We start from the raw sequence: 15,553 nt of genomic DNA, 5'->3' as shown, positions 1-15,553 counted from the left end.
TTTAGCGTTTCGCTTTACTGCTACGCTGGGTCAGCAAGATATTCGCCAGCACCGCCACCACGATGATGACGCCGCGCACCACCTGCTGGAAAAAGGAGTTAATCCCGAGCAGCACCAGACCGTTACCGATTAGCGTAATCACCAGTACGCCAAGCAGCGTACCGAACAACGAGCCGCGACCACCGGAAAGCGCCGTACCGCCGACGACGACCGCGGCGATGACGTCAAACTCCAGACCGTTTGCGGCACCTGCGTTACCGGAACCGAGGCGCGCCGCCAACAAAATGCCGGTCACCGCCGCTAATAATCCCGAAAGGGTAAAAATAAGAATGCGTACCCGACGAACGTTAATACCGCACAACTGCGCTGCAGTGGCATTACCGCCAACAGCAAAAACCGAGCGCCCGAAGGCGGTTTTGCGGCTAATGAACACAAACAGCGCAAATAACACCATCATGATCAGCGCGGATACCGGCACACCGAGAAATTGTCCGCCCAGCCAGTCCAGCACTTCGTTTTCGTTAATTGGCACTGGCAAGGCGTTCGTCATAAACAGCCCCATTCCGCGCAGGGCGCTCCATAAACCCAGCGTGGCAACAAAACTTGGCACGTTAAACACGCCGCGCAGCACCCCGGCGAGCGTTCCCATCAGCGCACCTAACAGCAACACCAGCAGACAAGCAATCGCCAGCGGAACGTCAAATTGCAGCAAAAATGCCAGGCACACCGAGACAAAAGCCACCATCGGCCCAACGCTGACATCAATTTCACCGGAGATAATAATCAGCGTCATCGCCCAGGCGGCGATCCCAATGGTGGCGGCATCACGCAGCACGTTCATCTGGTTATTCAATGAGATAAAACCCGGCGCGTTCAGGGAGAAGACCAGATACAAAATGGCAATCACCACCAGCAAACCGATCTCATTAATATGGCGACTGACAAATTGTTTGAGCGAGACGCTCTTGCCCTGCGGCAATGGTAATGACGAAGCAGACATCTTCAGGTTCCTCGGTAAAATTCATCAGTGCACAGACAGAATGGCGGACATCAGCTCATCCACATTGACCGGAGAGTGAAACTCCTGCGAGAACGTACCGTGCTGTAACAACAGAATGCGGTCGCACACCAACGGTAACTCCTCCACTTCACTGGAGATAAACACCACGCTTTTTCCTTCGGCAGCCAGCTCGCGGACAATACGGTAAATCTGCTGTTTGGCTTCGATATCGACGCCACGCGTTGGCTCGTCGAGCAACAAAATCTGGCTGGCGGCATAGACCCAACGACCGATCACCACTTTTTGCTGATTGCCGCCAGAAAGCGTGCCGATGGGCGTTTCGCTACTGGCGGCCTTGACCGTCATCCGCTGCATCACCTCTTCGGTCAGGCGGCGGATGGTGGACCATTGCAGCACACCGTTGGCGCTGATTTTTTGCCGATTGGTCAGCACTGTATTTTCGTCAACGCCCAGCCAGGGAATGATCCCCGCTTCTTTGCGGTTTTCTGGCGTATATCCAATGCCGCGTTTCAGCATGTCGCCGTAATCGGGGCACGTGATTTTCTCGCCGTTGATAACAATTTCGCCCTGTTCATACGTCTCCAGCCCAACTATGGCTTTCAACAATTCACTGCGCCCTGCCCCCAGCAGGCCAGCAATGCCGAGCACTTCGCCGCGACGTAGCGTAAAGCTGATATCCTCCAGCTTGGGCTTATGGCGTAACGCACGGACTTCCAGCACGGCCTGATCCATAATTTCCTGAGGGGCAACCGGCGCAATATCAACGTGATCGCACCCGAGCATTAGCGACACAATATGATGCGTAGAGGTGTTTTCGAGCATCACATCGCCCGCCACCTGACCATCGCGCATAACGGTGGCACAGGAGGCAATGCGGCGAATTTCTTCCATCCGGTGGCTGACATAAATCACCGCCACGCCCAGTGCCGACATCTTTTTCACCGCGCTGATCACCAGTTCAACTTCCGCACTGGCAAGCGAGCTGGTGGGTTCATCAAGAATGACCACGCGCGGCTCGCCCTTCATCACCCGCGCAATTTCCACCAGTTGCTTTTGCGCCGGGCTTAGCGTTGAAACAAGTTGTTCAGGGCTAACGTCAACGCCCAGCGCCTGTAAGCAACGTTGGGCATCCTGCGCCATTTGCAGGTAATCAATCATGCCGTTGCGGCGGGGCCACTGACCGAGGCAGAGGTTTTCCGCCACCGTCAGCCCTTCCACCAGACTTAATTCCTGATAAACCGCACGAACCCCCAGTTCAGCGGCACGGCGAGTCAGCGTAGTTTCGTCACCTTCCAGTCGCGTCTCGCCAATCCAGATATCACCGCTATCCGGACGTTCGCTACCGGTAAGCATTCGAATGAGGGTCGATTTGCCCGCGCCGTTTTTGCCTAACAGCGCACGAACTTCGCCTTTATTGAGCGTGAAGTTAACGTTATCCAACGCAACGACGCCGGGATAACGCTTATTTCCTGCCACCACTTTTGCTACCGGGACTGCCTCTGTTGCCGTGAACATAGGGACCTCTGCGAATCAGCGATTAGGGCAGACCATCAACGTGCGTTGCCAGCCACTGTTTACCGTCTTCCGTTTTGGTATAGAGATCGATAGGCACCTGAATCACTTTTTCACCGTCGGCTTGTTTATTGATAACCTTCAATGTTTGCGCGAAAACAGCATTGCCCATTTTCTTGCCGGAAATATCCACTACCGCTTTCAGCACCTGATTGTTTTCCAGCTCCTGAGCAATTTCAGTGGTCATATCCGAACCGAAAACAGCAATTTTTCCGGCCTGATTTTGATTACGTACCGCTTTTACCGCGCCGAGTGTCGCTCCGCCCGATTCACCCATAATGGCGTTGAGATCCGGCCTGGAGATAATTAGTTTTTCACCAACGGAAATCGCTTTATCTAAAACAGTCCCTTCCTGATTAGCGACAATTTGCGCGCCGGGAACGCGGGCTTTTAATACTTCTTCAAACCCTTTACGTCGCTGCACACAAACTTCAAAGGCTTCGCAATTGATGACGGCAATTTTCGGCTGGTCAATTTTGTTGGCAATAAAATAATCGGCGGCAGCATTACCCAGTTTTTTACCAAATTCCAGCGGATCGCCGACCAGATACGCCGAGACATATTTATCGACGCCTTTTTGATTAATACAGGTGTTGTAGCAAATCACCGGAATACCCGCTTCACTGGCGCGACGAACGGTACGGCTACTGCCATTTTCAGACACTGCCGATAAAATAATGGCATCGACATTACGCGCCACGAGGGTATCAACAAAGGTACTTTCTTTCGAAATATCACCCTGGGCGTTAGTTTCAATTAACTGTACCTGTACTGAAGAATCTTTTGCCGCATCCTGAACACCCTGACGCACGCCAGCGTAATATCCCTGGGTATCAAGGTATATTGCGCCAATGGTCATTTCTTTATCCGCAGCCCTGGCAAATAGTGCGCTACCTAATAGCGTAGCCATTAATAATAGATTACGGGTTGTTCTCATTTTTTTAGGCATAGTGCCTCCTGTAGGGTTTTTATTTACAACGGCTTATTTTAATTATTTGAGCGTGAGCGGCAGCGCGTGCCGCTCAAATATTACAGTTAATAGGGTTTAGTGAACGTAGTTAAAAATAAAAGGCATCACAGTGGTGAATAATGCCGCTTTCGGCCAGGCCGGATTAATCGCCGTCAATTCAGCGCGAGCAGATTCATAGTGCGCAACCTCCCCGAGTCCCGCGGACGCCAGCATCGCCACCATCAGGCATTTTTCTTTATGCTGCTGTTGTAAATCGCCATACAGCGACAACAGGTCAGGTTGTGAAACAGCAAAGAAATCCGCCTCAATACTGGTTTTCGCCATCTCTTGCGCCCACTGTTTCATTTCACTAAACAGTTGCTGTGCGATTTGTTGTTCGCCCAGCAGTCGCAGCGCCATTCCTTGCCAGAAGAGATAATCAACCGGCTGATCGTTGTAATAACTGTGAATGTTAATGGTGCGATCGCCAGTCGCCGCCAGACGTAAACAACGCATCGCTTCAGTTTCATCTCCCTGCGCGTTGGCGCATATCGCCTGCCAGAACCAGATGTCGTTATCAGTTTGCCCCGGTAAACGGCCTTCGCTTAAATTCTCCGGATAATGCAGCGCGGCATGAAGCAGTTCGCTGGCCTGCTGCGGCTCTCTGGCATCAAGATGCTGCCAGGCGCGTAATAACTGGTTGAGGATAAACTGACTGGTGATCTTCCCTTCCCCGCCTTCCCACGGGTGGAATTTGCGCGTGGCGAGAATGTCCGCCGCTTTGTCTGCCTGACCCGTGAGATGCCACAAATTGAGCAGTTCTGCGGTCATGTCGTCGCGTTTCAGCGCAATTTCCAGATTATTTTCCAGACGCGCCAGTCGTTTCTCCGGTGTGGCTCCACTTAACTTATCCAGCAAATCCCGTTCGAAAAGCAGACGTGCATCCTGCGGCGCAAGCTGATAAGCATTATCAAGATAACGCGCGGCCAGCTCATAATCGTGTTGCTTATTCCACGCATGGATCGCTAACCCGCGCCAGCCGTCGGCAAACTCCGGCGACATCTCTACGCAACGTTGCCATAAGGCAATGGCTTTGCCGTAGCTACGCTTGTTGTAGTAGAAGCAGGCCAATAAATGACGGGCAAACCAGCACTCTTCAATACTCTCCAGCGCCGCCACTTCTTCCAGCGTATTCGGGAAACGGACAAACTGCGGGAAGACATCAATGGCTTTTGCGACCAGTTCGCCGCGTTCGGCTTTCGGCAATAAACTCGCCTGCAGATAAAGCGGCAGCGTGCGCTGGCAGTCCAGTGCGTTCAGCATCTCTGCCGCCAGGGTAGGCATTCCCCAGTTAATCAGTTGCCCGGCGGTCATCAGGGCGTTAACGTCGCGTCCCTGACACAGACCGCGCCACTGCGCGAGGGCTGATTCGCTACGACCATCGAACCAGTTCAGCCACCACAGAGTGGCGTTCAGCGGATAATCGCGCAGCAGTTTCTCGCGCTGCAAACGCGCGTTGTCCTGACGACCACTTAACACCAGCAGCAGATTATGCAGGCAAAGCACTTCCTGATTGGTTGGGCAGGCGCGAAGACTTTGTTGGCAAAAATCCAGACCAGCATCGAAGTGACCATTACGCGCCGCCAGTCGTGCCAGACCATAATAGCCACCTGCTTTACTATTGCCGCTCCAGACCGCCCGCCAGAAATCCTCTTCGGCTTGTTGATATTGTCCCTGACGTTCGTAAGCACTGGCGCGAATCAAACTGGCCTGTCCGCACTGCGGATTTTTGTTCAGCGCATGTGCGCGTTTCAGCGCCTGAGTGGCATACGCCACCGCTTGCGGGAAATCGGCGCGGTTATATTCCAGCATCGCCAGCGCCAGGTTACAGCGATAATCCAGCGGATCCAGCGCCACGCCGCGCAGGTAGTAATCGAACGGTGAACGGCTGGCGTGATGATATTGCTCCAGATGCTGACCGATAAACCAGGCTTCATCTGTACTGGTAATGTCTTGTGCTGACAGTGGCGCTTTGGCGACGTCCGGCAACGGCAACGCTTGCGGCTGATGTTCATGATAACTCAGTACAATATTGCCGTCGGCATCGGAGAGCTCAATGGTCAGTCTGTCAGGATTGATACCGTGCAACACGCCCTGGATGGCGGTCGCTGGTGTCAGGGCCACGGCATCATCGAGCAACGCGTTGCATTTGCCGATTTCGCGGATCGCCAGGCGGTATCCGTTCAACGGAGAGATGGCATACAGCCCCCACTCAATCCCCCGCTCACTACGCTGGAGTTTTATCACCGCATCGCGGGAGGCATTTTGCACCATGCCCAGAGAATGATAAGGCAGGAAATACTGCTCGAAACGCTTCTCCTCGTAAGCATCAAGCCAGGTAAAATCAGGCTGGTTATCGGCAAAAATACCGGTCATCAGTTCGATATACGGGCCGTTATTGTCAGTCAGGCTCTTATCCCACGCCTGGCCAAATTCACTGTGTCCCCAGCTCCACTGTTTTTTACCTGGCGCAATATGGTGGTTGGCAACGTGTAGCAAACCACCATCTTCATCGTGACACCACGCGCCAACAAAATCGTACTGTGATTTTTCAGCCATATATGAGGTTGGAACGGGCACATTTTTATAGCGAGAAATGTCCACTCCGGCGGAGTAGTCCACTTTGTAGTAAGTGCCGGTGGCGATGGGGAAAGCGGAGACGGCCCGTTTGCCGTGATCAAACACCGCCGTTACATCCGGCGGGAAGACGCTCTGATGCCCTTCACCCCCTTTCACTGCCGGGTTGGCCCACCACAAGAAATGACGCGGCGTGGCGTTGCCGTTATAGACGCGACTGGCGATTTCCAGCGCCGCCCGGTCAGGACGCAGGGTGAAACCTGTCATCACCTGTAAACCGTGCATCGGCTCCGTTTCGCCGACCCACACCGTCTGTGCGCCGTCGTCATGGGCTTCGAGGGTGAAATCAACGGGCATAAAGGTGGTCGGGCGATGGTGTTGCGGCCAGTTAAACTCAATCCCGCCGGAGATCCACGGTCCCAGCAGCCCCACCAGCGCAGGTTTAATGACTTCATTGTGATAGACAAAATCGCGCTGTTTCACTTTATCCCATGCGCGATGCACCCGACCGCCCAGTTCCGGCAGGATCATCACTTTGATGTAGTCATTTTCCAGCCACACCGCCTGCCAGGATTTCAGGGTTTTCTGCTCGCTCAGCGTATCGGTCACGCCGTAGGGATAAACCGCGCCGGACGATCCCTGATAAACGCGATTTTCCAGGAACATGGGATGTATATCCTGCGGCCCGGTTTCATAGGTCGGGATCTCAACGCGCTCTTGCCACACTTTTACTGGAGTCATGGTGCCCTCAATATTAACAAGACATACTGAATTAAAAGATTTGTGGCAGTGTATTGAACAATCTGGCAATGTTTTCGCGGAATAATCACGCAATTAACTAAACAAGGTTTAGTGAAGATGAGAGCCTGCATTAATAATCAACAGATTCGCCACCATAACAAATGCGTGATTCTGGAACTGCTGTACCGGCAAAAGCGCGCCAATAAATCAACGCTGGCCCGGCTGGCGCAAATTTCGATTCCGGCAGTCAGTAATATTTTGCAGGAACTGGAAAGCGAAAAACGGGTGGTAAATATCGACGATGAAAGCCAGACGCGCGGGCATAGTAGCGGTACATGGCTGATTGCGCCGGAAGGTGACTGGACGCTGTGCCTGAACGTGACGCCCACCAGTATTGAGTGTCAGGTCGCTAACGCCTGTTTAAGTCCGAAAGGTGAATTTGAGTATTTACAGATTGATGCACCGACGCCGCAGGCGCTGCTGTCCGAAATCGAAAAATGCTGGCATCGCCACCGTAAATTGTGGCCGGACCGTACCATCAACCTGGCGCTGGCAATCCACGGTCAGGTTGATCCGGTGACTGGCGTGTCGCAAACCATGCCGCAAGCGCCGTGGACAACGCCGGTTGAGGTAAAGTATCTGCTGGAAGAGAAGCTCGGCATTCGGGTGATGGTCGATAATGACTGCGTGATGCTGGCGCTGGCGGAGAAATGGCAAAATAATTCGCAGGAACGGGATTTCTGCGTGATCAACGTTGATTACGGCATTGGCTCGTCGTTCGTGATTAACGAGCAAATTTATCGCGGCAGTTTGTATGGTAGCGGGCAAATTGGTCACACCATCGTTAATCCGGATGGCGTCGTCTGCGACTGCGGGCGTTACGGCTGCCTGGAAACCGTCGCCTCGTTAAGCGCATTAAAAAAACAGGCGCGGGTATGGCTAAAATCACAACCGGTTAATACTCAGCTTGATCCTGAAAAACTGACTACCGCGCAGTTAATCGCTGCCTGGCAGAGTGGAGAACCGTGGATCACCAGTTGGGTTGATCGCTCTGCCAACGCCATTGGTTTGAGTCTGTATAACTTCCTCAACATCCTCAATATTAATCAGATTTGGTTGTACGGTCGCAGTTGTGCCTTTGGTGAGAACTGGCTTAATACCATTATTCGCCAGACGGGATTTAACCCGTTCGACCGCGACGAAGGACCGAGCGTGAAAGCGACGCAAATTGGCTTTGGGCAATTAAGCCGCGCACAGCAGGTGCTGGGAATTGGCTATTTGTATGTTGAGGCGCAGTTACGGCAGATTTGATGGCGCAATAACGTAGAAAGGCTTCCCGAAGGAAGCCTTTTTTCAACAGATTAACCGTTTCGCTTATGCGTAAACCGGATAACGTGCGCAGATGTCGAGAACTTTACCTTTGATGCGCTCGATAACAGCTTCATCATTGATGCTGTCCAGCACGTCACACATCCAGCCAGCCAGTTCTTTCGCTTCGGCTTCTTTAAAGCCACGACGGGTAATCGCCGGAGTACCTACACGAATACCGGAGGTCACAAACGGGCTCTTCGGATCGTTCGGTACGCTGTTTTTGTTGACGGTGATGTTAGCACGGCCCAGAGCGGCGTCAGCTTCTTTACCGGTCAGGTTTTTATCAACCAGATCAACCAGGAACAGGTGGTTATCAGTGCCGCCGGAAACCACTTTGTAGCCGCGTTCCAGGAACACTTCTACCATCGCTTTAGCGTTTTTAGCGACCTGCTGCTGGTAAGTTTTGAACTCAGGCTCCATCGCTTCTTTCAGAGCAACCGCTTTACCAGCGATTACGTGCATCAACGGGCCGCCCTGACCACCAGGGAAAACGGCAGAGTTCAGTTTTTTGTACAGCTCTTCGCTACCACCTTTCGCCAGGATCAGGCCGCCGCGCGGACCCGCCAGGGTTTTGTGAGTGGTGGTAGTAACAACGTGAGCATGAGGAACCGGGTTCGGGTAGACGCCAGCAGCAACCAGGCCCGCAACGTGCGCCATATCAACGAACAGGTAAGCACCGATGCTGTCAGCGATTTCACGCATTTTCGCCCAGTCCACCACGCCGGAATATGCAGAGAAGCCACCGATAATCATTTTCGGTTTGTGTTCTTTGGCTTGTTTTTCCAGATCGGCGTAGTCGATATGACCGGTAGCATCGATACCGTAAGGAACGATGTTGTACAGTTTACCGGAGAAGTTAACCGGAGAACCGTGAGTCAGGTGACCGCCATGCGCCAGATTCATACCCAGAACGGTATCGCCTGGTTCCAGCAACGCAGTGTACACCGCAAAGTTAGCCTGGGAGCCGGAGTGCGGCTGGACGTTAGCGTAGTCAGCGCCGAACAGTTCTTTCGCACGATCGATCGCCAGTTGTTCAACGATATCAACATACTCGCAACCGCCGTAGTAGCGTTTGCCCGGATAACCTTCAGCATATTTGTTGGTCAGCTGAGAACCCTGCGCCTGCATTACGCGCGGGCTGGTGTAGTTTTCGGAGGCGATCAGTTCGATGTGCTCTTCCTGACGTACTTTTTCCTGCTCCATAGCCTGCCACAGTTCGGCATCATAATCGGCAATGTTCATTTCACGCTTTAACATCCGCATCTCCTGACTCAGCTAACAATAAAATTTTTGGCCTTTATAGGCGGTCCTGTTGGACAACGGCGAACAGTATAACCGAATCATTGTGCGATAACAGGTCTTGACAAAGGAATTTACGCAAACGATTACCTTCAGGCTACGCAAGGCTTTGGAGAATAAAGAGCTTGCAACCGGAAACGGATTTCTTTTCAGGTTTGTGATGCAAATTTTTCACTTCATCACATTCTTTCTGAAAAACACCAAAGAACCATTTACATTGCAGGGCTATTTTTTATAAGATGCATTTGAGATACATCAATTAAGATGCAAAAAAAGGAAGACCATATGCTTGACGCTCAAACCATCGCTACAGTAAAAGCCACCATCCCTTTACTGGTGGAAACGGGACCAAAGTTAACCGCCCATTTCTACGACCGTATGTTTACTCATAACCCAGAACTCAAAGAAATTTTTAACATGAGTAACCAGCGCAATGGCGATCAACGTGAAGCCCTGTTTAACGCTATTGCCGCCTACGCCAGCAATATTGAAAACCTGCCTGCGCTGCTGCCAGCGGTAGAAAAAATCGCGCAGAAGCACACCAGTTTCCAGATCAAACCGGAACAGTACAACATCGTCGGTGAACACCTGTTGGCAACGCTGGACGAAATGTTCAGCCCGGGGCAGGAAGTGCTGGACGCGTGGGGTAAAGCCTATGGCGTCCTGGCTAATGTATTTATCAATCGCGAGGCGGAAATCTATAACGAAAACGCCAGCAAAGCCGGTGGCTGGGAAGGTACTCGCGATTTCCGCATTGTGGCTAAAACACCGCGCAGCGCGCTTATCACCAGCTTCGAACTGGAGCCGGTCGACGGTGGCGCAGTGGCAGAATACCGTCCGGGGCAATATCTCGGCGTCTGGCTGAAGCCGGAAGGTTTCCCGCATCAGGAAATTCGTCAGTACTCTTTGACTCGCAAACCGGATGGCAAAGGCTATCGTATTGCGGTGAAACGCGAAGATGGCGGGCAGGTATCCAACTGGCTGCACAATCACGCCAATGTTGGCGATGTCGTGAAACTGGTTGCTCCAGCAGGTGATTTCTTTATGGCTGTCGCAGATGACACACCAGTGACGTTAATCTCTGCCGGTGTCGGTCAAACGCCAATGCTGGCAATGCTCGACACGCTGGCAAAAGCTGGCCACACAGCACAAGTGAACTGGTTCCATGCGGCAGAAAATGGCGATGTTCACGCCTTTGCCGATGAAGTTAAGGAACTGGGGCAAGCACTGCCGCGCTTTACCGCGCACACCTGGTATCGTCAGCCAAGCGAAGCCGATCGCGCTAAAGGTCAGTTTGATAGCGAAGGTCTGATGGATTTGAGCAAACTGGAAGGTGCGTTCAGCGATCCGACAATGCAGTTCTATCTCTGCGGCCCGGTTGGCTTCATGCAGTTTGCCGCGAAACAGTTAGTGGATCTGGGCGTGAAGCAGGAAAACATTCATTACGAATGCTTTGGCCCGCATAAGGTGCTGTGATTTGATGTTGCCGGATGGAAACATCCGGCAACCCTTGACGCGGTTTAAATTGCCGCGTCGTCTTCTTCACCGGTACGGATACGAATGACCCGTGCCACGTCAAAGACGAAGATTTTACCGTCACCGATTTTGCCGGTTTGCGCCGTGCGAATAATGGTATCGACACAGGTATCGACAATGTCGTCCGGTACGACAATCTCAATTTTCACTTTCGGCAGAAAATCCACCATATACTCCGCGCCGCGGTACAGCTCGGTATGGCCTTTCTGGCGGCCAAAACCTTTCACCTCAGTGACCGTCATGCCGGTAATGCCGACTTCAGCCAGTGCTTCGCGAACATCGTCCAGCTTGAAGGGTTTAATAATCGCATCAATCTTTTTCATGCTATTCCTTGAAAAGGTCGCCTGTCTTTTGATCTGCTAAACGTAACACATAACGCCAATTCATTCCTTGAAATCGTTTGCATCCAGCTCGTGTCGGGAAAGCAGTTTATAAAATTCTGTCCGGTTGCGCCCCGCCATTCTCGCCGCGTGGGTGACGTTGCCTTTGGTAATTTGCAGCAGCTTACGCAAATAGTTGAGTTCAAACTGATTACGTGCCTCAACAAAGGTTGGCAGCGCCGTATTTTCACCCTCCAGCGCCTGCTCCACCAGCGCATCACTAATCACCGGAGATGAGGTCAGCGCCACGCACTGTTCAATCACGTTGACCAACTGGCGCACATTACCCGGCCAGCTAGCGGTCATCAGGCGTTTCATCGCATCGGTGGAGAACGCGCGGACAAACGGTTTATGTCGCTCTGCCGCCTGGCGCAACAGGTGATTTGCCAGTAGCGGAATGTCTTCTGTGCGCTCCGCCAGTGCCGGAATTTTCAGGCTGACAACGTTGAGGCGGTAATAGAGATCTTCGCGGAATTCCCCGCGCGCCATCGCTTTTGGCAGGTCGCGGTGAGTGGCAGAAATAATCCGCACGTCGATATCAATATCGCGGTTACTGCCCAGCGGGCGCACTTTACGCTCCTGCAACACGCGCAGCAGTTTGACCTGCAACGGTGCAGGCATATCGCCAATCTCATCAAGAAATAGCGTACCGCCTTCCGCCGCCTGGAATAAACCTTCGCGATTGCTGACAGCGCCAGTAAACGCGCCACGTGCATGACCAAACAGCTCCGACTCCAGCAACTGCTCGGGCAATGCGCCACAGTTAATAGCAATAAATGGTTTGCTGTTGCGCGGGCTCGCGTTGTGGATAGCCTGGGCGAAAATCTCTTTCCCGGTGCCGCTCTGGCCGTTAATCAAAACGCTAACGTCTGATTGTGCCACCAGCCGCGCCTGTTCCAGCAAGCGCAGCATCAGCGGGCTGCGGGTGACAATCGCCTCGCGCCAGCGTTCGTCGGTGGCTGGCGCGGATTGTTCCAGCGCATCGTCAATTGCCTGATATAGCGCATCTTTATCGACAGGCTTGGTGAGAAAACTGAACACGCCCTGCTGTGTTGCAGCAACGGCATCAGGAATAGAACCATGCGCGGTAAGAATAATTACTGGCATTCCCGGCTGCACTTTCTGGATTTCAGCAAACAGCTGCATACCGTCCATTTCATCCATCCGCAGGTCGCTGATGACTAAATCTACTTTTTCGCGATTCAGTACCCGTAATCCTTCAGCGCCACTTTCCGCTGTGACCACGCTGTAGCCTTCGCTGGTCAGACGCAGGCCAAGCAGTTTCAGCAATCCCGGATCGTCATCGACCAATAATAAATGCGCAGGTTTATGGCTCATCAGGAGTGACCTCATCGGTGGATGGCGCGGGCTTTTCACTCTCGTGTGGCGTATCCGGCGAGAAATTTCCAGCCGGTTTGCGGGTCGAGAGCTGGCGTTCAATATCAGTCAGGTTTTCCAGCTTGCGGGTGGTGAGTTCCAGTTGCTGTTGTAGAACGTGATGTTGCTGGCGCAAAGTATCCAGCTCGCTGTCGCTGGACTGCTGGAGTTTACTGTAGCGTTGGCGCTCTTCCGCCAGTTGCAGTTGCAGCGCCTGACCGTCGCGCCAGAGTTGATACAGAGGGCGAACCTGTGCCGGGATCTTGGTACTTAGCGCATCAATGCGCGCGACCAGCTGGCGGCGCTCATACGGCGTAATTTTGGCGTCGGCGAGCAAAATCCCTTGTTTAAAGGTATTTTGCCAGCTGCCGTCGTCATATTGGCGGGCTTGCTGACGCGACTGCGCAGGCATTAAACGATCAGCACAATCCATCGCCCGCAGCCAGTAAAGCGGATTGGTTTCGGTTGATTTACCTTGCAGCGCCCAGATGTCGCTACATTCAGTAGAAAGATAGTCAGCCAGTTGATAAACCGGAATTTTTTCTTCTGCTGGCGTATCAATGGCTGGCTTATTGTGACTCTGCACGCAACCCAGCAATGCCAGACATGGCAGCCCTGCCAGCCACAGCCGTCGGGGCAATAATCGTTGAAAAATGTGTCGCATATTCACCAGACTTAAAGCCTATCCCAGTGGGCGTAATTGTTGCAGGCAGTTTGGACATGGACAGCGCGGAGAAACCGGAGCGTACATGTCGTACGTGAAGATTTCGAGCACTGCCCGGGGCCAAACTGGCAAATAAAATAGCCTGATGGGATAGGCTGTTAGCATTATTTCGTGTTTTTCGACGACGGTAATTCAATGCGGAAACAAACATCTTGCCCGCTCTCGTCGACCAGATACAGTTCCCCTTGCATACGGCGAATACAATCCCTGGCAATGCTTAATCCCAGACCGCTGCCCTTCACCGCCCCTTTTCGCTGGTGGCTTCCCTGAAAAAAGGGTTCGAAGATCATGGCGCGTTCCTCTTGCGGAATGGGCGTGCCTGTATTGATGACATCAATATAAACCCGCGCACCATGTAAACTGCTGCGAAGGCAAATGTTACCGGATTCAGCCCCGTAGTGCACCGCATTGGAGTAAAGATTATCCAGTACGCTCATCAGCAGCATTGGCTCCGCCAGGCAAGCTGTTGCTTTGAGATCAACGTCGGTATGCATCATTTTAGCCCGTGCGGGCAGGCTATGAGCAGAAACTACTGTCTCCACCAGCGGTGCTAACTCAACATTCTCCAGTTCCACCGCACTGTCCGCTTGTTTACGGTTGTAATCAAGCAGTTGTTCGATCAGTTTTTGCAAATTGCGGCTGCTGCTATCAAGGATGCTCACCACCTCTTTTTGCTCGGGCGTAAGCGGCCCGACAACCTGGTCTGCCAGTAATTCAGTGCCCTCGCGCATACTCGCCAGCGGGGTTTTTAATTCATGAGATAAATGTCTTAAAAATTGATGGCGTTGGGATTCCAGCCATGACAGGCGCTCACTTAACCAAAGAATACGTTGCCCAACCGAGCGTAACTCGCTCGGTCCACTGAACGAGACGCTATTGCCCAGAGAACGCCCTTCCCCCAGCCGGTTGATCATGCGCTCGATATTTTTCACCGGCCCGATAATCATCCGCGTGAAAAGTAGCACCATCACCAGACTCACCAGAAATAGCACCAGCGATTGCCAACCAAAATATTGCCCACGTTCGGCGATTTCACGCTGAAGTTGCTGCCCACGAGAGAACACCACTGTGCGCGTGGCCTGCACCATTTCGGTATTGGCACTGGCAAAGGCTTCCAGACGCGCGGCGGCGGCGGCATCGGGACCGCTGTTGTTACACTGAAGTTGAGCCAGATTGTTCAAGTCCTGACGTAATGCCTGGTAGAGTTTATCGTCCGGCAGCACGCCTGCGTGGGCATCGAGCATTTCGCTGTAACGCTTGCGCTGGCTTTGATAAACCTTCGCCAGGGTTGGGTCGTCCAACACGCAATACTGACGGTAGCTACGCTCCATCTCCAGCGCCGCGTTGGTCATCGCTTCACTGCGCCGGGCATCAATAAGCGTAGTGCGGTTAACCAGCGCCGCCTGATCGCTAAGCGCATTCAGGCTTTGCCAGGCTTGCCATGCCAGCACCAACAGGGGTAGCAGAATCAGCAAAAATGCCAGCATTACCAGTTGTCGTAATGAGCGGGGAAAAACGGGCCAGCGTTTCAAGGTGTTACTCTCGTCAGACGCGAATAGCCTGATGCTAACCGAGGGGAAGTTCAGATACAACAAAGCCGGGAATGACCCGGCTTTGTTATGGAATAAGGCGGTGCCTAACTCGACGTTTCGCCCGAGGGTTGATATAGCTACGCTGATATCAGAAGTTGGACGGCAGGCACCTTGTTGTGCGTCATTCGAATTTTATGTAGCACGTCCCGAAGGGGCTGACATAAGTCGGTGAATGAGCCACTGGTTACTATTATGCAGTAACTGTGCCAATAAAGAAAATAGTTTGGTAACGTACTGATTATACGCTGCTTTGAGGGATTTATGGCTTCTTCGCTATTTGAATGTAAATCAGCCACTGTGTCGCTAAAAAGAGACAACTTAAGATAAACTTATTAGATAATATTAAAATCAATC

Annotated in this window: 11 protein-coding genes; 2 read left to right on the top strand and 9 right to left on the bottom strand. The window is 52.6% G+C overall.

Annotated features, from left to right (window positions below; translation table 11 throughout):
* Window position 1 precedes the first annotated feature (1 nt).
* The 4 genes from ACJHWR_RS12135 to ACJHWR_RS12120 form a co-directional block, all read right to left on the bottom strand.
* Window positions 2–1,000 (bottom strand): ABC transporter permease, encoded by a 999-nt coding sequence (locus ACJHWR_RS12135; protein WP_001276657.1) that lies wholly within the window; start codon window positions 998–1,000, stop codon window positions 2–4.
* 24 nt (window positions 1,001–1,024) lie between these two features.
* Window positions 1,025–2,536: a sugar ABC transporter ATP-binding protein gene (locus tag ACJHWR_RS12130; RefSeq protein WP_000493507.1), complete on the bottom strand. Its 1,512-nt coding sequence runs from the start codon at window positions 2,534–2,536 to the stop codon at window positions 1,025–1,027.
* 22 nt (window positions 2,537–2,558) lie between these two features.
* Window positions 2,559–3,542 carry a substrate-binding domain-containing protein gene (locus ACJHWR_RS12125; RefSeq protein WP_001124888.1) on the bottom strand — a complete coding sequence of 328 codons (984 nt, stop codon included), beginning with the start codon at window positions 3,540–3,542 and terminating at the stop codon, window positions 2,559–2,561.
* Window positions 3,543–3,638: 96 nt separating this feature from the next.
* Window positions 3,639–6,920 carry a DUF5107 domain-containing protein gene (locus ACJHWR_RS12120; RefSeq protein WP_012311811.1) on the bottom strand — a complete coding sequence of 1,094 codons (3,282 nt, stop codon included), beginning with the start codon at window positions 6,918–6,920 and terminating at the stop codon, window positions 3,639–3,641.
* A 117-nt stretch (window positions 6,921–7,037) separates the two neighbouring features.
* On the opposite strand from ACJHWR_RS12120, the gene ACJHWR_RS12115 reads away from it, so the two are divergent.
* On the top strand, window positions 7,038–8,231 hold the full coding sequence (locus ACJHWR_RS12115) for an ROK family protein (RefSeq protein ID WP_001299519.1): 1,194 nt from the start codon (window positions 7,038–7,040) through the stop codon (window positions 8,229–8,231).
* Between the two features lie 63 nt (window positions 8,232–8,294).
* Here the strand turns inward: ACJHWR_RS12115 and glyA are convergent, their stop codons facing one another.
* Entirely contained in the window at window positions 8,295–9,548 is a 1,254-nt protein-coding gene (gene glyA / locus ACJHWR_RS12110) for a serine hydroxymethyltransferase (RefSeq protein WP_000919159.1), read from the bottom strand.
* A gap of 327 nt (window positions 9,549–9,875) precedes the next feature.
* Here glyA and hmpA point away from each other — a divergent pair, with 327 nt between their 5' ends.
* The gene (gene hmpA / locus ACJHWR_RS12105) at window positions 9,876–11,066 is read left to right on the top strand and encodes an NO-inducible flavohemoprotein (RefSeq protein WP_000883103.1); all 1,191 of its coding nucleotides are present in this window, start codon (window positions 9,876–9,878) and stop codon (window positions 11,064–11,066) included.
* Between the two features lie 44 nt (window positions 11,067–11,110).
* Here hmpA and glnB read toward each other — a convergent pair whose 3' ends face one another.
* From glnB to qseE, 4 genes are all read right to left on the bottom strand, one after another.
* The gene (gene glnB, locus ACJHWR_RS12100; RefSeq protein ID WP_000717694.1) at window positions 11,111–11,449 is read right to left on the bottom strand and encodes a nitrogen regulatory protein P-II; all 339 of its coding nucleotides are present in this window, start codon (window positions 11,447–11,449) and stop codon (window positions 11,111–11,113) included.
* A gap of 60 nt (window positions 11,450–11,509) precedes the next feature.
* Window positions 11,510–12,844, bottom strand: a complete 1,335-nt coding sequence (gene glrR / locus ACJHWR_RS12095) for a two-component system response regulator GlrR (RefSeq protein ID WP_001298983.1) — start codon at window positions 12,842–12,844, stop codon at window positions 11,510–11,512.
* Window positions 12,834–13,547 (bottom strand): two-component system QseEF-associated lipoprotein QseG, encoded by a 714-nt coding sequence (gene qseG / locus ACJHWR_RS12090; protein WP_001215893.1) that lies wholly within the window; start codon window positions 13,545–13,547, stop codon window positions 12,834–12,836. Before qseG ends, glrR begins: the two co-directional genes overlap by 11 nt.
* 164 nt (window positions 13,548–13,711) lie before the next feature.
* Window positions 13,712–15,139, bottom strand: a complete 1,428-nt coding sequence (qseE, locus tag ACJHWR_RS12085) for a two component system sensor histidine kinase QseE/GlrK (protein ID WP_001297612.1) — start codon at window positions 15,137–15,139, stop codon at window positions 13,712–13,714.
* Window positions 15,140–15,553: the final 414 nt, after the last annotated feature.

The sequence above is a fragment of the Escherichia sp. WS568 genome (assembly GCF_046486085.1).
Classification (GTDB): Bacteria; Pseudomonadota; Gammaproteobacteria; order Enterobacterales; family Enterobacteriaceae; genus Escherichia; species Escherichia coli.
Note: the sequence above shows the minus strand (reverse complement) of the source record. Positions and strands in the feature narration are given on the sequence as shown.

Bases quoted from the DNA above. Each gene is read 5' to 3' on its own strand.
- qseG (WP_001215893.1), bottom strand. From the start codon at position 13,547: ATGCGACACATTTTTCAACGATTATTGCCCCGACGGCTGTGGCTGGCA.
- glrR (WP_001298983.1), bottom strand. From the start codon at position 12,844: ATGAGCCATAAACCTGCGCATTTATTATTGGTCGATGACGATCCGGGA.
- glyA (WP_000919159.1), bottom strand. From the start codon at position 9,548: ATGTTAAAGCGTGAAATGAACATTGCCGATTATGATGCCGAACTGTGG.
- ACJHWR_RS12135 (WP_001276657.1), bottom strand. From the start codon at position 1,000: ATGTCTGCTTCGTCATTACCATTGCCGCAGGGCAAGAGCGTCTCGCTC.
- glnB (WP_000717694.1), bottom strand. From the start codon at position 11,449: ATGAAAAAGATTGATGCGATTATTAAACCCTTCAAGCTGGACGATGTT.
- hmpA (WP_000883103.1), top strand. From the start codon at position 9,876: ATGCTTGACGCTCAAACCATCGCTACAGTAAAAGCCACCATCCCTTTA.
- ACJHWR_RS12125 (WP_001124888.1), bottom strand. From the start codon at position 3,542: ATGCCTAAAAAAATGAGAACAACCCGTAATCTATTATTAATGGCTACG.
- ACJHWR_RS12120 (WP_012311811.1), bottom strand. From the start codon at position 6,920: ATGACTCCAGTAAAAGTGTGGCAAGAGCGCGTTGAGATCCCGACCTAT.
- ACJHWR_RS12115 (WP_001299519.1), top strand. From the start codon at position 7,038: ATGAGAGCCTGCATTAATAATCAACAGATTCGCCACCATAACAAATGC.
- ACJHWR_RS12130 (WP_000493507.1), bottom strand. From the start codon at position 2,536: ATGTTCACGGCAACAGAGGCAGTCCCGGTAGCAAAAGTGGTGGCAGGA.